This is a genomic window from Aquabacterium olei, assembly GCF_003100395.1.
In the GTDB taxonomy this organism is placed as follows: Bacteria; Pseudomonadota; Gammaproteobacteria; order Burkholderiales; family Burkholderiaceae_C; genus Aquabacterium; species Aquabacterium olei.
The window spans coordinates 1,316,634-1,335,251 of record NZ_CP029210.1; the positions used below are offsets into that span (position 1 = coordinate 1,316,634).

At 66.4% G+C, this 18,618-nt stretch carries 19 protein-coding genes and 1 tRNA gene; 14 read left to right on the forward strand and 6 right to left on the reverse strand.

The window, feature by feature from the left end; translation table 11 throughout:
- Positions 1-6: 6 nt before the first annotated feature.
- On the reverse strand, positions 7-234 hold the full coding sequence (locus tag DEH84_RS05890; protein WP_425428993.1) for a DUF3079 domain-containing protein: 228 nt from the start codon (positions 232-234) through the stop codon (positions 7-9).
- Positions 235-345: 111 nt separating this feature from the next.
- Between DEH84_RS05890 and hmpA the strand changes: the two genes are divergently transcribed.
- Both hmpA and DEH84_RS05900 read left to right on the forward strand, forming a co-directional pair.
- Positions 346-1,569, forward strand: a complete 1,224-nt coding sequence (gene hmpA, locus DEH84_RS05895) for an NO-inducible flavohemoprotein (protein WP_109035634.1) — start codon at positions 346-348, stop codon at positions 1,567-1,569.
- 69 nt (positions 1,570-1,638) lie between these two features.
- On the forward strand, positions 1,639-2,124 hold the full coding sequence (locus DEH84_RS05900) for an Rrf2 family transcriptional regulator (RefSeq protein ID WP_109035636.1): 486 nt from the start codon (positions 1,639-1,641) through the stop codon (positions 2,122-2,124).
- Here the strand turns inward: DEH84_RS05900 and DEH84_RS05905 are convergent.
- Together DEH84_RS05905 and DEH84_RS05910 are read right to left on the reverse strand one after the other, a co-directional pair.
- On the reverse strand, positions 2,084-2,944 hold the full coding sequence (locus tag DEH84_RS05905; RefSeq protein ID WP_109035638.1) for a ferritin-like domain-containing protein: 861 nt from the start codon (positions 2,942-2,944) through the stop codon (positions 2,084-2,086). The two genes, DEH84_RS05900 and DEH84_RS05905, sit on opposite strands and share 41 nt — an antisense overlap.
- A gap of 27 nt (positions 2,945-2,971) precedes the next feature.
- On the reverse strand, positions 2,972-3,781 hold the full coding sequence (locus DEH84_RS05910) for an undecaprenyl-diphosphate phosphatase (protein ID WP_425429007.1): 810 nt from the start codon (positions 3,779-3,781) through the stop codon (positions 2,972-2,974).
- A 183-nt stretch (positions 3,782-3,964) separates the two neighbouring features.
- On the opposite strand from DEH84_RS05910, the gene msrB reads away from it, so the two are divergent.
- From msrB to DEH84_RS05930, 4 genes are read left to right on the forward strand one after another with little or no spacing between them, the layout of a single operon-like run.
- A complete protein-coding gene (msrB, locus tag DEH84_RS05915; protein WP_109035641.1) occupies positions 3,965-4,372 on the forward strand; it encodes a peptide-methionine (R)-S-oxide reductase MsrB in 408 nt (135 codons plus the stop codon).
- Between the two features lie 7 nt (positions 4,373-4,379).
- On the forward strand, positions 4,380-5,018 hold the full coding sequence (locus DEH84_RS05920; RefSeq protein ID WP_109035643.1) for a septation protein A: 639 nt from the start codon (positions 4,380-4,382) through the stop codon (positions 5,016-5,018).
- Positions 5,019-5,047: 29 nt separating this feature from the next.
- Positions 5,048-5,332: a BolA family protein gene (locus DEH84_RS05925; RefSeq protein ID WP_109035645.1), complete on the forward strand. Its 285-nt coding sequence runs from the start codon at positions 5,048-5,050 to the stop codon at positions 5,330-5,332.
- A 31-nt stretch (positions 5,333-5,363) separates the two neighbouring features.
- Entirely contained in the window at positions 5,364-6,188 is an 825-nt protein-coding gene (locus DEH84_RS05930; protein WP_109035647.1) for a peptidylprolyl isomerase, read from the forward strand.
- 90 nt (positions 6,189-6,278) lie between these two features.
- On the opposite strand, the gene trmB is transcribed toward DEH84_RS05930, so the two are convergent.
- Complete coding sequence (gene trmB / locus DEH84_RS05935) at positions 6,279-7,028, reverse strand: tRNA (guanosine(46)-N7)-methyltransferase TrmB (protein ID WP_109035649.1); 750 nt, start codon at positions 7,026-7,028, stop codon at positions 6,279-6,281.
- An 81-nt stretch (positions 7,029-7,109) separates the two neighbouring features.
- On the opposite strand from trmB, the gene DEH84_RS05940 reads away from it, so the two are divergent.
- A tRNA-Gly gene (locus tag DEH84_RS05940) sits at positions 7,110-7,183 on the forward strand.
- 62 nt (positions 7,184-7,245) lie between these two features.
- Here the strand turns inward: DEH84_RS05940 and DEH84_RS05945 are convergent.
- Positions 7,246-8,733 (reverse strand): NAD-dependent succinate-semialdehyde dehydrogenase, encoded by a 1,488-nt coding sequence (locus DEH84_RS05945; protein WP_109035651.1) that lies wholly within the window; start codon positions 8,731-8,733, stop codon positions 7,246-7,248.
- A gap of 146 nt (positions 8,734-8,879) precedes the next feature.
- On the opposite strand from DEH84_RS05945, the gene alaS reads away from it, so the two are divergent.
- The 7 genes from alaS to dut all read left to right on the forward strand — a co-directional run bounded on the left by alaS (position 8,880) and on the right by dut (position 17,962).
- Positions 8,880-11,507 (forward strand): alanine--tRNA ligase, encoded by a 2,628-nt coding sequence (gene alaS / locus DEH84_RS05950; protein ID WP_109035652.1) that lies wholly within the window; start codon positions 8,880-8,882, stop codon positions 11,505-11,507.
- Positions 11,508-11,696: 189 nt separating this feature from the next.
- Positions 11,697-12,590 (forward strand): metal-dependent hydrolase, encoded by an 894-nt coding sequence (locus tag DEH84_RS05955; protein ID WP_109035654.1) that lies wholly within the window; start codon positions 11,697-11,699, stop codon positions 12,588-12,590.
- A gap of 215 nt (positions 12,591-12,805) precedes the next feature.
- Positions 12,806-13,693: a metal-dependent hydrolase gene (locus tag DEH84_RS05960; RefSeq protein WP_159098881.1), complete on the forward strand. Its 888-nt coding sequence runs from the start codon at positions 12,806-12,808 to the stop codon at positions 13,691-13,693.
- 73 nt (positions 13,694-13,766) lie between these two features.
- Positions 13,767-14,837, forward strand: coding sequence for an AraC family transcriptional regulator (locus DEH84_RS05965; RefSeq protein ID WP_109035658.1), 1,071 nt, complete (start codon positions 13,767-13,769; stop codon positions 14,835-14,837).
- 312 nt (positions 14,838-15,149) lie between these two features.
- Positions 15,150-16,205 (forward strand): AraC family transcriptional regulator, encoded by a 1,056-nt coding sequence (locus DEH84_RS05970; RefSeq protein ID WP_159098882.1) that lies wholly within the window; start codon positions 15,150-15,152, stop codon positions 16,203-16,205.
- Between the two features lie 75 nt (positions 16,206-16,280).
- Positions 16,281-17,513, forward strand: coding sequence for a bifunctional phosphopantothenoylcysteine decarboxylase/phosphopantothenate--cysteine ligase CoaBC (coaBC, locus tag DEH84_RS05975; protein ID WP_109035662.1), 1,233 nt, complete (start codon positions 16,281-16,283; stop codon positions 17,511-17,513).
- A complete protein-coding gene (dut, locus tag DEH84_RS05980) occupies positions 17,510-17,962 on the forward strand; it encodes a dUTP diphosphatase (protein ID WP_109035664.1) in 453 nt (150 codons plus the stop codon). Before coaBC ends, dut begins: the two co-directional genes overlap by 4 nt.
- A 4-nt stretch (positions 17,963-17,966) precedes the next feature.
- Here the strand turns inward: dut and DEH84_RS05985 are convergent, their stop codons facing one another.
- A complete protein-coding gene (locus tag DEH84_RS05985; protein ID WP_109035666.1) occupies positions 17,967-18,491 on the reverse strand; it encodes an FKBP-type peptidyl-prolyl cis-trans isomerase in 525 nt (174 codons plus the stop codon).
- Positions 18,492-18,618 lie beyond the last annotated feature (127 nt).

Below are 18,618 nucleotides of genomic sequence, written 5' to 3' on the forward strand. Positions count from 1 at the left end.
ACGTTCTCAGTGCTCGCCCTGCGCCTTGGGGGCCAGGGCCTCGCCTTCCTGCGGCGGTGACCATGTGTCCCAGTCCGGCCCGAACAGCTCCGCCGGATGGGCCGTGCGATCCGAGCCATTCCCGCAGGCCATCGAGCCCGCAGGGCAGTATCTGTCGCAGCCCCAGCACACTCGCTCGGGGTGGGGGGGATTGATGGGAAAGCGTTTGCGCACGTCCTCAGTGTCCCGCTCCATCGGGCAGCATGGTTTTGATGCGCGTCAGCCTCGGACCCTTCACGGCATAGGGGTGTCAGCCCTTTTTTGAACATGCATGCATAATGCATCTTCAAGAAAGGATCCCTCACGATGTTGCCAGAGACCACCCGAACCCTCGTCAAGGCCACCGCCCCCGTGCTCCAGGAGCACGGGGTGGCCCTCACCACCCACTTCTATGCGCGCATGTTCCAGCACAACCCTGAACTGCGCGAGGTGTTCAACCAGGGGCACCAGCGCAATGGGGCGCAACAGCAGGCGCTGGCCATGGCCGTGGCCGCCTATGCCCAGCACATCGACAACCCCGGTGTGCTGGTGCCTGTGCTCGAGCGGGTGGCGGCCAAGCACGTCAGCCTCGGCATCCGGAGCGAGCACTACGCCATCGTGGGCCGCCATCTGCTGGCATCCATCGCCGAAGTGCTCGGCGAGGCGGCCACCCCGGAACTGATCGACGCCTGGGCCGCGGCTTACGGCCAGCTGGCCGACATGATGGTCGGCATGGAGCGTGCGCTGTACGACGAATCGGCCACGCGCGAGGGCGGCTGGACCGGGTGGCGAACCTTCCGCATCCGTCGCAAGCAGCCGGAAAGCGAAGAGATCACCTCGTTCGAACTGGCGCCGGCCGACGGCGGCAAGGTCCCGCACTACCGCGCGGGGCAGTACGTTTCCGTTCGCGTCGTGGTGCCCGAGCTGGGTTATCGCCAGCCGCGCCAGTACAGCCTGTCGTGCGCCCCCGGGCAAGACCACCTGCGCATCTCGGTCAAGCGTGAACGCGATCCGGCGCAGCAAGCCGAAGGCATGGTGTCCAACTTCCTGCACGGGCAAGTCAAAGAGGGAGATCTGATCGAGGTCGCGCCGCCAGTCGGCGATTTCTACCTGCACGAAGACCGCGACAGCCCGGTGGTGCTGGTCAGCGCCGGGGTGGGCATCACGCCCATGGTCGCCATGCTGGAGCGGCTGGTGCAGACCGGTTCACGTCGGCCGGTGCGTTTCCTGCATGCCGCACGCCACGCTGGGGTGCAGGCCTTTGGTGCCCGGGTGGGCGAACTGATCGAGCAGCTGCCCGACGGACAGGCCTGGATCGTTCACGAGTCCGCCGCGGATGGACAGGATGCCGGCTCTGTGCAGCGCCACGCGGTGGGGCGCCTGGACCTTGCCGCGCTGACGGGCACGCCGTTGCTGCCGGCGGATGCAGACCACTACGTGTGTGGGCCGGCCGGCTTCATGGCCGAGCAGATCCGTACCCTGCGCAGCCGCGGTGTGCCGGCCGAACGCATCCATGCCGAAGCCTTCGGCACGGGTGGCGTCACGGCCTGATCCGGCGGGCCCGTGTCGGCTGCGTCCTGCCTTGGTTATGCTCGCTGATTCAGAGCACGAGAGCGTCGAATGCAGCTGACACGATTCACGGACCTGGGCCTGCGCGTCCTGATGTACCTGTCCGGTTCATCGCCAGGCGAGGTCACCACCATTGGCGAGATTGCCGAACGGTTCGACGTGGCCCACAACCACCTGACCAAGGTCGTGCAGTTCATGGGGCAGCAAGGCTGGCTGGTGAACTTGCGCGGCAAGGGCGGGGGCATCCGCCTGGCCCGGCCCGCCGAGGCCTATCGGCTGGGCGATGTCGTGCGCACGCTGGAGCGCACGGACGAACTCATCAACTGCGGTGAGCCCCCGTGCGTGTTGCGCGGCCAGTGCGAGCTCAAGGGCCTGCTGGGCGGTGCCACCGAGGCCTTCTACGCCGAGTTGAATCGCCACACGCTGGCTGCGGCGGTGCGCGGCACAACGGGCGAAGTCATCGTGCGTCTGCACCGCCCGTTGCTCCCGACTTCGATCAGTCCACCCCCAGCAGAAACGCCAGTTCGTCATCGGTGAAGCCGGCGGCCTTGCGCGCAGCTTCGTTGAAGGGCGGCCGCAACCGCGGCGCCTCATAACGCCGCACCAACTCCGGGTACAGGCTGACGGCATCCAGCCCCCGCTCCAGGCACAGCCGGTGGAACCAGCGGTTGCCGATGGCCACGTGCCCCACCTCGTCGCGCAGGATGATGTCGAGGATGCGCACGGCCTCCAGATCGCCTGCGCGGGTCAGCTTGTCCTGGATCAGCGGCGTGGCGTCCAGCCCGCGGGCTTCCAGCGTCCGGGGCACCAGGGCCATGCGGGCCAGGATGTCGTCGCTGGTTTTCTCGCACATGCTCCACAGGCCGTCGTGCGCGTCGAAGTCGCCGTAGTCATGCCCCAGCGTTCGCAGGTGGTCGCGCAGCAGGCTGAAGTGCAAAGCCTCTTCCGACGCCACGCGCAGCCAGTCGAGGTAGAACGCGACCGGCATGCCGGCAAAACGCCAGCACGCGTCCAGCGCCAGATTGATCGCGTTGAACTCGATGTGGCAGATCGCATGCAGCAGCGCCGCGCGGCCCTCCAGCGTGAAGGGCGAGCGCGAGGGCACCTGCTTGGCCGGCACGAGGTGAGGGCGTTCCGGGCGCCCCGGCATGGCGGCCTGTTGCGCCGCGCTCAGCCGCAGCGGGGGGACGCAATCGTCTGCGCTGAGTCCTGGCACGTCGGGCAAAGCCGCGTCGCCGGCCGCTGCGACCTGCGCCGCATCGCCGCCCAGGCGCGCATACAGCCGCCGGGCGGCGTCGGCCTTGGTGGCCGGATCGGGGTTCAGCAGGATGACGAGGGCTTCTTCACGCGCAGACATCCGCGTATTGTGCCCAGCCCCGCTGCGTCACTCGGCCCAGGTCACCCAGCCGAAGTGCGCCGTCACCAGAATGACGATGCCGAAGGCGATGCGGTACCAGGCAAACGGATTGAAGTTGTGACTGGACACATAGCGGATCAGCCAGCGCACGCACACCCAGGCCGACAGGAAGGCAAACACCAGGCCGGTGCCGAACAGCGGCAGATCGGCCAGCGACAGCAGGTGCCGCTCCTTGTACAGGCTGTAGACGCCCGCCCCCATCAGCGTCGGGATGCCCAGGAAGAAGCTGTAGTCGGTGGCTGCCTTGCGCGACAGGCCCAGCATCATCCCGCCGATGATCGACGCGCCCGAGCGGCTCGTGCCCGGCACCAGCGCCAGGCACTGCACCAGGCCCACCTTCAGCGCGTCCATCGGGGTCAGATCGTCCACCGTCTGCACGCGCGGGGCAGGGCGGCTCAGCGCCATGCGCTCAGCCAGCAGGATCAGGAGGCCGCCCGCAATGAAGGTGATGGCCACCACCGTGGGCGTGAACAGATGCGTCTTGATCGCCTTGCCGAGCAGCAGCCCCAGGATGATGGCCGGCACGAAGCCGATCAGCACGTTGAGCGCAAAGCGCTGCGCCTTCGGCTCGCTCGTGAGGCCGGTGACCGTGTCCTTCACGCGCTGCCAGTACACCAGCACCACGGCAAAGATGGCGCCGGTCTGGATGGCGATGTCGAACACCTTGGCCTTGTCGGCGCCGGCGCTGTGGCCGAAGTCGAGCAGCGAGCCGGCCAGGATGAGGTGTCCGGTGCTGGAAATGGGCAGGAACTCGGTGAGCCCTTCCACGATGCCCATGAGGGCGGCTTTGACAAACAGGATGACGTCCACGACTGGCACCGGTTGAGGGCTTGGGGGAAACGAGCACCGATGTTAGGCGACCGGCAGGGGGCATCAACCCGCCCTTCCCCAGGGACAGGGGGGCTTGTCTACACTGCGCCACATGCGGCACAGCCCGCGCGGTACCAAGGACGGATCACCATGAGCGACGACTACCAGGTCAAGAAAACCGATGCCGAGTGGCGGGCCCAGCTGGCGCCGCTCGATTACGAGGTCACCCGCCATGCGGCCACCGAGCGGGCGTTCACCGGCCGCTACTGGGATCACTTCGCTGAAGGGCAGTACAAATGCGTGTGCTGCGGTGTCACGCTGTTCGAATCGGAAACGAAATTCGACGCAGGCTGCGGCTGGCCCAGTTACTGGCAGCCTACCGAACAGGCCCGGGTCGAGCGCGTGCTCGACACCAGCCACGGCATGACCCGGGTGGAGGTGCGTTGTCAGAACTGCGGCGCCCACCTGGGGCATGTGTTCGATGACGGGCCGGCCCCCACGGGTGAACGCTTCTGCATCAATTCCGCCGCGCTAGACTTCGAGCCGCGCCAGCCCTGAGACCCCCATGAAAATCCTGTTCGACCTGCTCCCCATCATCCTGTTCTTCATCGCCTTCAAGTGGGGCGAAGGCCATCGGGAGCAGGCCGCGGCATGGATGACGCAGTACCTGGGCTTTGCCGTGTCCGGCGGCGCCGTGGGGCCCACGGAGGCCCCCACCTTGCTGGCCACCGTGGTCGTCATCGTGGTGACGCTGCTGCAGGTGGTGGTGCTGAAGGCCCTGCGCAAGCCAGTGGACCGCATGCTGTGGATCGGCCTGGGCATCGTCGTGGTGCTGGGCGGGCTGACCCTCTGGTTCCACGACGAGACCTTCATCAAGTGGAAGCCGACCGCGATCTACTGGGTGATGGGTGCCGGCCTGTTCATCACCGAGGTGGTGCTGGGCAAAAAGATGCTCAATCAGATGATGGGCGGCCAGATCCAGGTGCCGGATGCCGTCTGGCGTCGACTGGGCTGGGCCTGGGTGGCTTTCTTTGCCGGCATGGGCGTGCTGAACCTGTACGTGGCCTTCAACTTCCCGACCGACATCTGGGTGAGCTTCAAGCTCTGGGGCAGCCTCGGCCTGACGCTGGTGTTCACGCTGCTGCAAGGGGTCTACCTGAGTCGCCACATGCCGGCCGAGGCCACCGACAAGGCCGCGTCCTGATGCCCGCCGTATCCGCTGAAGAACCTGCCATGAGCCAAGACAACGCCTTTCCCGTGACCGCCGAGCAGATCGAGGCCGTGCTGCGCGCCGCCCTCGAGCCCGAATCCCTTCAGGTGGTGGACGATTCCCTCGCGCACGCCGGCCATGCGGGCTCCAGCGGGGCGTCCAGCGGCACGCATTTCACGGTGCAGGTAAAGGCGCGTTGCTTCAACGGACTGTCTCACGTTCAACGCCACCGCCTTGTGTATGATGCCCTGCGCAATCTGATCGCCCATGGGATTCACGCTCTGGCGATCAAGGCCGAGCCCGTCTGAATTCCATTCAAGAAAGCGTTCCGCTCCTACCATGAAGACCTCTCGTATCGCCAAGGCTGCCGCGCTGGCTGCATCGCTCACGCTGGCCGCCCCGCTGGTGTTCGCGCAAAACATCGCCATCGTCAATGGCAAGGCTGTGCCCAAGGCGCGTGCCGAGGCCATGATCGAACAGATCCTGAAGCAACCCCAGCAGCCCGGCCAGCCTCCGCAAGAGCGTTCGCCCGAGCTGGAGCAGAAGGTCAAGGACGAAGTCGTGCTGCGCGAGATCTTCATCCAGGAAGCCGAGCGCCGCGGTCTGCAGGGTTCGGCCGACTACAAGGCCCAGATGGAACTGGCGCGCCAGTCCATCCTGATCCGTGCCCTGTTCCAGGACTTCGAGAAGAAGAACAAGCCGGACGAAGCTGAAGCCAAGGCCGAGTACGACAAGATCAAGGCCGCCAACGGTGGCCAGGAATACCGTGCTCGCCACATCCTGGTCGAGAAGGAAGACGAGGCCAAGGCCCTGATCGCACAGATCAAGGGCGGCGCCAAGTTCGAAGACCTGGCCAAGAAGAACTCGAAGGATCCGGGCTCGGCTGAAAACGGTGGCGATCTGGACTGGGCGAACCCCGGCAACTACGTGCCCGAGTTCTCGCAGGCCATGACCAAGCTGCAGAAGGGCCAGGTCACCGACTCCCCGGTGAAGTCGCAGTTCGGCTTCCACATCATCAAGCTGGAAGACGTGCGCACCGCCCAGTTCCCGTCGTTCGACGAGGTCAAGGGCCAGCTGATGCAGCGTCAGGCCCAGGCCAAGCTGGCGAAGTTCCGCGACGATCTGCGCGCCAAGGCCAAGACCGACTACAAGTTCAGCGAGTGATGCGCTCTGCCTGAAAGAGAAAACGCCCCGCGAGGGGCGTTTTTCATTGGTGAGCCCGCGCGCTGCCGGGGCTCGGGCGCGGTGCCCGCTTCAACCCCGCTTGCGGAAGACCAGGTCCCACACGCCGTGGCCCAGGCGCAGGCCGCGGTTTTCGAACTTGGTCAGCGGGCGGTAGGCCGGCTTCTCGGCGTAGCCTTGCGCCGTGTTTTCCAGGGTGGGCTCGGCCGACAGCACTTCCAGCATCTGCTGGGCATAGGGTTCCCAGTCTGTGGCGCAGTGCAGGTAGCCGCCTGGGGTCAGGTGCTGCACGAGTTTCGCCACGAACGGCGGCTGGATGAGGCGGCGCTTGTGGTGGCGCTTCTTGTGCCACGGATCAGGGAAGAAGATGTGGACGCCGGCCAGCGAGCCGGGGCGGATCATGTGTTCCAGCACCTCCACGGCATCGTGCTGAACGATGCGCAGGTTGGTCAGCCCCCGTTCGCCGATCTGCTTGAGCAGGGCGCCCACGCCGGGTTCATGCACCTCGCAGCCGATGAAGTCGGTGTCGGGCAGGGTCTGGGCGATCTTGGCCGTGGCGTCACCCATCCCGAAGCCGATCTCGAACACCACCGGTGCCGTGCGGCCGAACGCTGCAGCCAGATCCAGCGGTTGCTGTGCGAAAGGCAGCACGAAGCGCGGGCCCAGTTCGCTCAAGGCGCGTGCCTGGCCCTCCGTGGTGCGTCCGGCGCGCATCACGTAGCTCCGGATGGTGCGGGGATGTTCAGGGCGCTCGCTGGCCGCGTCGGCGGCGGGCTGGGCCTCGTCGGCCGAGGCGGGCAGGGTGGGATCACTGGAAGACATGCGCGTTCGCTACAGCGTCGGACGAAAGGACGAGAGTGTGCCTCAATCCGCGCAGTGGCTGCGCTAGAATGCGTCGCACACGCGGGTGTAGTTCAATGGTAGAACGCCAGCTTCCCAAGCTTGATACGTGGGTTCGATTCCCATCACCCGCTCCAGAATCGACAACGGCGACCCTCGGGTCGCCGTTCTGCTTTTCGGCGGGTGTGTTAGGGCCGACTCAGCGATCCAGCCCGCCCAGGCACACGTACTTGGTCTCCAGGTAGTCATCCAGCCCCTGGCGCGCGCCTTCACGCCCAAGCCCTGACTGCTTGACCCCGCCAAACGGCACTTCGCACGTCGAGATCAACCCCGTGTTGACGCCCACCATGCCGTACTCCAGCGCCTCGCTGACCCGGAAGATGCGGCCCACGTCGCGGCTGTAGAAGTAGCTCGCCAGCCCGAACTCCGTGTCATTCGCCATGCGGACGGCATCGGCTTCGCTCTCGAAGCGGAAGACCGGCGCCACCGGCCCGAAGATCTCTTCACGCGCCATCCGCATGCTGGCATCCACATTGGCCAGCACGGTGGGCTGGTAGAACGCGCCCCCCGCGACGCTGGCCCGCGCCCCGCCGGTCAGCACGCGCGCACCCTTGGCCAGGGCATCGCCCATCAGCGTTTCGACCTTGTTCAGCGCTTCGGCGTCGATCAGCGGGCCCTGGACCACGCCGGGCTCGAAGCCATTGCCCACCTTCATCTCGGCCACCCGCGCGGCCAGCTTTTCGACAAAGGCCTCGTAGATGCCGGCCTGGGCGTACAGCCGGTTGGCGCACACGCAGGTCTGGCCGGCGTTGCGGTACTTGCTGACCAGCGCACCTTCCACGGCGGCATCCAGGTCGGCGTCGTCGAACACGATGAAGGGCGCATTGCCGCCCAGCTCCAGCGACAGCTTCTTGACGGTGGGGGCGCACTGCTGCATCAGGATGCGGCCCACCTCGGTGGAGCCGGTGAACGACAGGTGCCGCACCGTGTCGCTCGCGCACAGCACCTTGCCGACCTCGATCGAGCGCTGCGCATCGGCCGTGATCACGTTCAGCACGCCATCCGGCATCCCCGCGCGCAAGGCGAGCTCGGCCACCGCCAGGGCCGAGAGCGGGGTCGCCTCGGCCGGCTTGATCACCACCGGGCAGCCGGCTGCCAGGGCCGGGGCCACCTTGCGCGTGATCATCGCAATCGGGAAGTTCCACGGTGTGATGGCCGCGCACACGCCCACGGGCTGGCGCACCACCAGATAGCGCTTGGTCGGGTCGGTGGTCGGGATGGTCTCGCCGTAGGCGCGGCGGGCCTCTTCGGCAAACCACTCGATGAACGAGGCGCCGTAGCCCACCTCACCGCGCGACTCGGCGAGGGGCTTGCCCTGTTCGGCGGTCATGATGCGGGCCAGGTCGTCGGCGTGCTGGTGCAGCAGGTGAAACCACTTCATCAGGATGGCGCCCCGGGCCTTGGCCGTCAGGGCGCGCCAGGCCGGCCAGGCCGCGTTGGCCGCGGCGATCGCGTGCTCGGTCTCCGCGGCCCCGAGGTTGGCCACCTCCGCCAGCAGGGCGCCCGTGGCCGGGTCGTGCACGGCGAAGCGGCTGGAGCCGTCCACCCACTGGCCGTTGACGAGGGCCTGGGTCTTCAGCAGCGTCGGGTCTTGCAGTGAGGCCAGGGGCGAGGCGATGGCATCCATGGTGTGGCTCCGTGACAGGTCTTGATGGCGGGCCATCATAGGCGGCAGCCCGAAATCTATAATCAGGGGCTTCGCTGAGCCCTGCCCGCGAGGTGGATTGCTGTTGCACGCCGCCCCGGCGCCCAGCCCTAAGAGAAAGACCCCGGATGAAAGCCGCCCAGATCCGTTCGACCTTCCTGAAGTACTTCGAGTCCAAAGGCCACACCATCGTCGCGTCCAGCCCCGTGGTGCCCGGTGACGACCCGACCCTGCTGTTCACGAACGCGGGCATGAACCAGTTCAAGGACGTGTTCCTGGGCTTTGACAAGCGGCCGTACACGCGCGCCACCACGTCGCAGAAGTGCATCCGCGCCGGCGGCAAGCACAACGATCTGGACAACGTCGGGTACACCGCGCGGCATCACACCTTCTTCGAGATGCTGGGCAACTTCTCGTTTGGCGATTACTTCAAGAAGGACGCCATCAGTTACGCCTGGGAGCTGCTGACCGAGCACTTCAAGCTCCCGAAGGACAAGCTGTGGGTCACCGTCTACCAGGAAGACGACGAGGCCTACGAGATCTGGAACAAGGTGGTGGGCGTGCCCGCCGAGCGCATCGTGCGCATCGGCGACAACAAGGGCGGCCGCTACATGTCCGACAACTTCTGGATGATGGGCGACACCGGCCCCTGCGGCCCGTGCACCGAGATCTTCTTCGACCACGGTCCCGAGATCGCCGGCGGCCCCCCGGGCAGCCCGGACGAAGACGGCGACCGCTACATCGAGATCTGGAACAACGTCTTCATGCAGTTCAACCGCACCGAAGACGGCGTGATGCACCCGCTGCCCAAGCCCTCGGTGGACACCGGCATGGGCCTGGAGCGCATCGCCACGGTGCTGCAGGGCAAGCACAGCAACTACGAGATCGACCTGTTCCAGAACCTGTTGGCCGCAGCCCGCGAGGCCGTCACGGCGTCGGGCGGCGAGGGCTTCGACCCCAACAGCCCGTCGCTCAAGGTGATCGCCGACCACATCCGCGCCTGCTCGTTCACGGTGGCCGATGGCGTCATCCCCAGCAACGAAGGCCGCGGCTACGTGCTGCGCCGCATCACGCGCCGTGCCATCCGCCACGGCTACAAGCTGGGCGCCCGCACCCCGTTCTTCCACAAGCTGGTCGCGGCCCTGGTGGCCGAGATGGGCGAGGCCTATCCCGAGCTGCGCGCCAATGAAAAGCGCATCACTGAGGTCCTGAAGACCGAGGAAGAGCGCTTCTTCCAGACCATTGCCAACGGCATGGAAATCCTGGAAGGCGCCCTGGCCACGGGTGCCAAGGTCATCGATGGCGAAACCGCCTTCAAGCTGCACGACACCTACGGCTTCCCGGTCGACCTGACCGCCGACGTCTGCCGCGAGCGCGACGTCACCGTCGACCAGGCCGGCTTCGATGCCGCCATGGCCCGCCAGCGCGAGCAGGCCCGTGCGGCCGGCAAGTTCAAGATGGCCGCCGGGCTGGAGTACAGCGGCGCTGCCACCACCTTCCACGGCTACGACCACTTGGCCCGCGAAGCCGCCACCGTGACCGCCATCTACGTCGACGGTGCATCGGTGCAGCAGGCCAATGCCGGCGACGACGCCGTGATCGTGCTGGACCACACGCCGTTCTACGCCGAAAGCGGCGGTCAGTGCGGCGACAGCGGCGACATGCGCAACGCCACCAGCCGCTTCGTGGTGGAGGACACGCTCAAGATCCAGGCTGATGTGTTCGGTCACCACGGCCGCGTGGTCGAAGGCGCCGTCAAGGTGGGTGACACCCTCAACGCCAAGGTCGATGCCGAGTTGCGTGCCAAGACGGTGCGCAACCACAGCGCCACCCACCTGATGCACAAGGCCCTGCGCGAGGTGCTGGGTGAGCACGTGCAGCAGAAGGGCTCACAGGTCACCCCGGACCGCACCCGCTTCGACTTCTCGCACGGCCAGCCGCTGACCGACGAGGAGATCCGCGAGATCGAAGCCCTGGTCAACGCCGAGATCCTGGCCAACGCCGACGCGCAGGCCCAGGTCATGGCCCTGGACGACGCCCAGAAGAGCGGCGCCATGATGCTGTTCGGCGAGAAGTACGGCGAGACCGTGCGTGTGCTGAGCATCGGCTCCTCGAAGGAGTTGTGTGGCGGCACCCACGTCAAGCGCACGGGCGACATCGGCCTGTTCAAGATCGTGGCCGAAGGCGGTGTGGCCGCCGGCGTGCGCCGCGTGGAAGCCATCACCGGCGACAACGCCCTGGCCTACACGCAGAAGCTGGAAAGCACGGTCAACGGGCTGGCTGCCTTGCTGAAGGCCACGCCGCATGACGTGCCGGCCCGCGTGGCCGCCTCGCAGGACCAGATCCGCGCGCTCGAGAAGGAGATCGCAGCGCTCAAGGGCAAGCTGGCTTCCGCCCAGGGGGACGAACTGGTGGCCCAGGCGGTCGACATCAAGGGCGTGAAGGTGCTGGCGGCCCGCCTGGAAGGCGCTGACGCCGCCACGCTGCGCAACACCATGGACCAGCTCAAGAACAAGCTGAAGACGGCCGCCATCGTGCTCGCAGCGGTGGACGGCGCCAAGGTGCAGCTGGCTGCCGGCGTGACGGCCGACACGACGGCCAAGGTCAAGGCCGGCGAGCTGGTCAACTTCGTCGCCCAGCAGGTGGGTGGCAAGGGCGGCGGCAAGCCCGACATGGCCATGGCCGGCGGCACCGACGCCGCTGCGCTGCCGCAGGCCCTGGCCGGCGTGCAGGCCTGGGTGGCCGATCGCCTCTGATGCCACCGGCGTCTCCGGCCGGATCACAAAGCGCCCTGCGGGGCGCTTTTTTCATGCTGAAGCGGGTTTGAACCGCCGGCGATGCGGCAATTTGTCAGGTAGGAATCCTTCGGGTCGCACAGCATCCTGTTGTGCAGGCGCCCATTTTCCTAAAGTAAGGACTAACAAGAACCCCTCCTGAGGACGCACATGAGCACCGCAACGACCAAAGCCACCGCCAAGCACCCGATCGTGCCGCGCCTGAAGCTGCAGTTCGGTCTGGATGGCGACATTCCGAAATACTGGATGGGCGGCGACGCCTTTCAATCACGCTTCTGGGACGCGCTTTCGATCATCTTCCCGCCCGGCGAGAAGTACTTCATGAACTGCGTGCGCGACTTCCGCGACCAGATCTCCGATCCCAAGCTGCTGCAGGAAATCAAGGATTTCAACTTGCAGGAAGCGCAACACAGCATGGTGCACCGGCAGGACAACGACCGCCTGCGCAAGCAGGGCGTGGACGTCGATCGCCTCACGGCCTATGTGGACAACATGCTGAACCGCGACTACCGGTCGAAGTACAGCAAGGGCTACAACCTGGCCGTCACCTCGGCGCTGGAGCACTTCACGTCCATCATTGCGCACAGCTTGTTCGACAAGCGCGACATCATGAAGCACGCCGATCCCCGGGTGCGCGCCATGTACAACTGGCACGCCATCGAAGAGGTGGAGCACAAGGGTGTGGCCTACGACGTGATGGAGGATTACGCCAAGGTCGGCTATTTCAAGCGCATCTGGGCGCTGGTGCATGCCACCGTGATGTTCCCGGTCACGATTCACTACGTCCAGCACGCCTTGCTGAAGCAGGACGGTTTCACGGGGTGGCAGCGTCTGAAGCTGTCGGCCAAAGGCCTGGTGTGGATGTTCAAGCCGGGCGGTTTGCTGCAGCCCATGGCCAAGGCCTACTGGCAGTACTACAAGCCGGGCTACCACCCCTGGCAGGAGACCGAGCAGCCTGGCTACGACCAGTGGCTCGCAGCCTTCAACGCCAGCGGCGACCCGGTCAAGGCCAGCGAGCAGACCCGCATGGCGCTCGCGCTCTGATCCCCACGCTTCTCTTCTCGCTCCTATTGCGATTCAAGGCCCTTCGGGGCCTTCTTTTTTTGCGGCGCCGCCAAGGGGGCAAGCGCGCCATCAGGGAAAGTCCCTGCCTGCACATGTCGCAGCGGAAACCTTGCTGTCACGCCTCATCCTGTGTGCCAGCAGGGTCATTTTTCAGAATCCAGGTATTGCACTTCATCACGCCAGAGAGGCATGACATGACCACGAAGCACCCTGCCATGCACCCCATCGTGCCGCGCGAGCGCCTCGACTTCCAGCTCGACCACGCCGACATCCCCAAGTACTGGTTCGGCGGTGACCCGTTCAAGACGCGCCTGTTCGACGCCATGTCGATCATCTTCCCGCCCGGCGAGAAGTTCTTCATGACCTGCGTGCGCGACTTCCGCGACCAGATCTCGGACCGCCAGCTGCTCGACGAGATCAAGGGCTTCAACCGCCAGGAAGCTCAGCACAGCATGGTGCACAACCAGTACAACGAGCGGCTGCGCCAGCAGGGCATCGATGTCGACCGCCTCACCAAGTGGCTGGACGACCTGCTGTTCACCAACTACCGGGGACGCTTCAGCCGCGGCTACACGCTGGCGATCACCTGCGCGCTCGAGCATTTCACGTCCATTGGGGCGCACACGCTGTTCGACCAGCGCGACATCATGAAGGAGGCGGACCCGCGCGTGCGCGCCATGTACGCCTGGCACGCCATCGAGGAAGTCGAGCACAAGGGCGTGGCCTACGACGTGATGGAGGACTACGCCAAGGTCGGCTACGCCAAGCGCATTGCCGCCATGCTGCACACCACGGTGATGTTCCCGCTCACCATCCACTACTTCTGTGACCAGATGCTGAAGATGGACGGGTTCTCGTGGTGGGAGCGCCGGAAGATGCACGCCAAGGGCATGTGGTGGCTGCTCAAGCCGTCCGGCCTGCTGGCGCCCCTGGTGCGGCATTACTTCCCGTACTACCGTGTCGGCTTCCACCCTTGGCAGGAAACCGAGCAGCCGGGCTACGACCAATGGCTGTCGGCCTTCAGCGTCAACCGCGACCCCGTCGAGGCCAGCGAGCTGATGCGCGCTGCCCTGGTGCGCTGACGGATTCCCCGACGCCCGTCCTCCGAACTGGTTAGACTTCGGCACACTCATTGGGAGTGTGCCGATTTCGTTTATGCGTATTCCCCTTCCACCAGCCATGCTCGAGGCGCTGGGCATCCGGCCCATCCCGCTGTTCATGCTCTCGAGCTGGATCAAGGCCGCGGCCAAGTGCGGCTTCAACGTGCAGCCGCTCTTCAAGGAAGCGGGCATCACCATCGACCTGATCCGCCTCGAAGAGGCGCGGGTCTCGCCGCTGCAGATGGTGTCCGTGCTGGAGCAGTGCGTCGCGATGTCGCCGGACAAGTACTTTCCGCTGGTGCTGGGCGACACATTCGCCTTCGAATCGCTGCCCGAGTTCGAAACGCTGCTGACCACCAGCCCCACGCTGCGCGACGCGCTCAATGCCGCCAAGATGGCGCGCAAGGTGGTGCTGCCCTGGATCACCATCGAGCTGGAAGAGCAGGGCGACGAAGCCCGCGTTGTCATCGGCTTCGACGTGCCCGTGCCCGACATCGGCCGGTTCGGCTTGCCGCTGCACCTCGTGTCCCACGCGATCATGGCGTGCGTGCGCAAGTTCGGCCGCAACCTCGTGGGCCACGAAGAGAACTTTCGCGAGGTGCGTTTCAAGATCGCGGAGGATGCGACGCCGCATGCCGCCCAGATGCGCGCGTTCTTTCCGGAGGGCATGGTCCGCTTCGGGCAGAAGGAAGACGCCCTCGTGTTCGACCGGCACGCCCTGGACGTGCAGCTGGAAGGGGCGTTTCCGGCCCTGCATCAGCAGGCCCAGCAGCTTGCCGAGCAACGCCTGGGCAAGGAAACGCGCCGCCAGGGCGTGGCCGCCGAGGTGGAGGAGTTGATCGCACGCGATCCCACGCTGCTGGCGCTGGGCGTGGAAGACATGGCCGACCGCCTGAACCTTCACCCGCGCACCTTGCAACGGCGCCTCAAGGACGAGAACGACAGCTACCTGGGGGTCCAGGCGCGCATGCGGCATCGACTGGCGTGTGAATGGCTCAGGCGCGGCGAAGTGTCGATCGACGACATCAGCGTGCGCCTCGGCTTCTCGGATCGGCGGGCCTTCACGGCCGCGTTCAAGCGCTGGGAGGGATGCACACCGAGCGCTTGGCGCGAACGCCAGGTGTGAAAACACGGCCGGGTGATCTTGTAACACGCGTAGTCGAAAGGGCCCCTGGAGGGCCCTTTGTTTTGCGCGATTTGTCCCGCACCGAGGGAAACCACCGGGTACCGATGACGTGATCCGGGCCACTGGGATGGGGGGATTGGCGCCTTTTGCTCCGAAATGGCGCGCAAAATTCCTTGGCTGGCACCGGGGCAGGGCCTAAATTCAGACACACGGAAAAGCCGTTCGGCGCCCTCTGTAACGACGCTGAATCTGGTGGTTTTCGTTGTCAGATATACCACCCGACCTTACTGTATCGACCTGAACAGGACTGCCATGCAAGTCACGCAAGCTCCCCGCACCACCTTGTCGTCCGTTCCCCTGCCGGCCCTCGGGAGCTGGCGTCAGGCCGCGTCCGTCTGCGGCTTTCCGGTCGAACAGGCGCTTTCAGAAGCCGGCATCGGCCCGCATGACAAACTGCAGGCGCAGATGCGCGTCAGCCCGGATGTCCTGCTCAAGGCCTTCTCGCGCTGCGTGGAAAGCGCCAAGGGCCGGCATTTCCCTTTCGTGCTGGGTGACTGCTTCGTGTTCGAGCACTACGCCGAATTCGATGCCTTCATCGCATCGTGCTCCACGGTGCGCGACATCCTCGAGCTGGCCGGCTGGGCCCGCGAGTTGCTGACCCCCTGGATGGAACTGCGCCTTGACGAGTTCAACGCCGAAGCCCATCTTCGCGTCGAGATGACCGTGCCCCATGCCGACAGTGCCAAGCTGGCCCCGGTGCGTGAGGTGATGCTGGCTGCCGTCTACCAGCTGATCACCCGCGCGACCCGCGAGCCCCAGTGGCTGCTGTCCGTGCGGGTGTCGGGCCCGAAGCCGGATTACGCCCAGGAGTTCAACGACCACTTCCGCGTGCCGGTGTTCTTCGACGAAGGCATGGATGCGCTGGTGATGGACCGCCGCTGGCTCGACGCGCCGCTGCGCACGCCCGTGCCTCAGGTGCTGACCCGCGCTCGCCAGATGATCGAGCGCCGGCTGAGCCAGGAGGGCGGCACCCGCCGCGTGGTGGACGAGGTGCGCTGGGCGCTCGAGCGCCGTCCCGAGCTGCTGCGTGAGGGGCTGGATGCCACTGCGTCGGCGCTGGGCTTGCACCCACGCACGCTGCAGCGCCGGCTGCAGTCCGAAGGCATGAAGTACGTCGACATCCAGTCTGAGGCCAAGCTGCACCGCGCCCGCGTGATGCTCAAGCGCCGGGCCATCAGCATGGAGTCCATCAGCACCGAGCTGGGGTTCTCCGATCGACGCGCCTTCACCTTTGCGTTCAAGCGCTGGACCGGCCTGTCGCCCAGCGCCTATCGCAACCAGCTGAACGCTGTGGGCGTGGCGCGCTGAGACCACCCTGTTTTTGCGCGGGTCCCGGTGCAGGCCGGGCCGTCCTGAGGGCCGGGGCCTGATAGAGTCCCGGCCATGTCAGATCGCAATGAGCTTCACGGCCGGCACATCGTGCTCGGCCTGACCGGCGGCATCGCCTGCTACAAGTCGGCCGAACTGGTCCGCCTGCTCGTGAAGGCCGGCGCCACCGTCCAGGTCGTCATGACCGAGGCCGCCGAGGCCTTCATCACCCCGGTCACTTTCCAGGCCCTGTCGGGCCGACCCGTCTTCACCAGCCAGTGGGATGCGCGCCCCGACAACAACATGGCGCACATCAACCTCGGGCGCGAGGCCGATGCCATCGTGATCGCGCCGGCCAGTGCCGACTTCATGGCCCGCCTGGCCACCGGTCGCGCCGACGAGCTGTTGAGCCTCACCTGTCTCGCCCGCCCGCGTGAGCACACCGCCTTGCTGGTGGCGCCCGCCATGAACCGCGAAATGTGGTCGCACCCGGCCACCCAACGCAACGTGGCCACCCTGCAGGCCGACGGCACGGTCATCCTGGGCCCCGGCTGCGGCGAGCAGGCCTGTGGCGAAACGGGCGACGGCCGCATGCTGGAACCTGAAGCGCTGCGCGACGCCGTGATCGCCCACTTCCAGCCCAAGGTGCTGGCGGGCCGCAAGGTGCTGATCACCGCAGGCCCCACCTTCGAGCCGATCGACCCGGTGCGGGGCATCACCAACCATTCCAGCGGCAAGATGGGCTTTGCGCTGGCCCGCGCCGCTCAGGAGGCGGGTGCGGAAGTCACACTGGTGGCGGGCCCGGTGCACCTGCCCACGCCGCGGGGCGTGCGCCGCATCGACGTGATGACAGCACAGCAGATGCATGACGTGGTGCTGCCCGCGGCGGCACAGCACGAGGTCTTCATCGCCACCGCCGCCGTGGCCGACTGGCGTCCCGCCACGCAGAGCGACCAGAAGATCAAGAAGGAAGGCAAGAAAGTGGCCCCGACCTTCGCGCTGACGGAGAACCCCGACATCCTGGCTGCGGTGGCCGCATTGCCCGGCGCACCGTACTGCGTGGGTTTTGCTGCAGAAAGCGAGCAGCTGCTGACCCACGCGCGCGCCAAGCTGCAGCGCAAGCGCATCCCGCTGATCATCGGCAACCTGGGGCCGGCCACCTTCGGGCGTGACGAGAACAGCCTGCTGGTGGTCGACGCCGATTCGCACCACGCCCTGCCGGCCGATGGCAGCCAGGCCGACAAGCTCACGCTCGCCCGCATCCTGATGCAGGAACTCTCTCAACGCCTTTCGAACCGCACCGCATGACCACCGTCGACGTCCGCATTCTTGATCCCCGCATGGCAGACGCCTTGCCGGCGTATGCCACGGCCGGCAGCGCCGGGCTTGACTTGCGGGCCTGTCTGGCCGAGCCGGTGGTGCTGCAGCCCGGGCAGGCGGAGCTGATCCCGACGGGTCTGGCGATCCATCTGGGCGACCCGGGGCTGGCCGCCATGATCCTGCCTCGCTCGGGGCTGGGCCACAAGCACGGCATCGTGCTGGGCAACCTCGTCGGCCTGATCGACTCCGACTACCAGGGCCCGCTGATGGTGAGCTGCTGGAACCGTGGGCAGGCCGCCTTCACGATCCAGCCCATGGAGCGCATCGCGCAGCTGGTGATCGTGCCGGTGGTGCAGGCGGCCTTCCGCCAGGTCGAGCAGTTCGGCGAGGCCTCCACGCGGGGGGAAGGCGGTTTCGGCTCGACAGGGCGGGGCTGAGCGCTCAGTGCAGCGTCTCGCCCGGCGGGGCAGACGGCGGCGCCAGGCTGAACAGGGACGACGAGACCGAGCCCTGTTCCACCTCTTCTTCGGTGGCGGTGCGCACGTCACACACCTTCAGGGACAGGCGCAGCGCGATGCCGGCCAGCGGGTGGTTGCCGTCCAGCACCACGTGGCTGTCGTACACCTCGGTGACGGTGTAGATCGCGTCCTTGGGCAGATCCGGGGTCGTGCTGCCCGCCGGCGGGCCGTCGAACTGCATGCCCTCGGAAACGCCATCGGGGAAGATGTCGCGTGACTCGAAAAACACCAGTTCGGCGTGGTAGTCGCCAAATGCGTGTTCGGGCTCGAGAAACAGGTGGGCCTCGAAGCCCTCGCTCTGGCCGATGAGGGTGGTTTCGACCTTGGCGAGCAGGTCCTCGCCGCCGACCAGGAATTCCATCGGTTCCTGCAGCTCGTCAATCAACCGGCCCTGGGCATCTTCAAGACGCCACGTCAGGCTCACCACGCACGGAGAAGAAATGATCATCCCGCGATCATCTCATGCCCGATGCCGCTGAGCGCCGCGCGCCGGTGACTTGAGCCTGCGCAGATGCCGAAGCGCGGCACTCGGCGCACAATCCCGGGCATGCCTAGACAACCCGCCCCCGCGCACG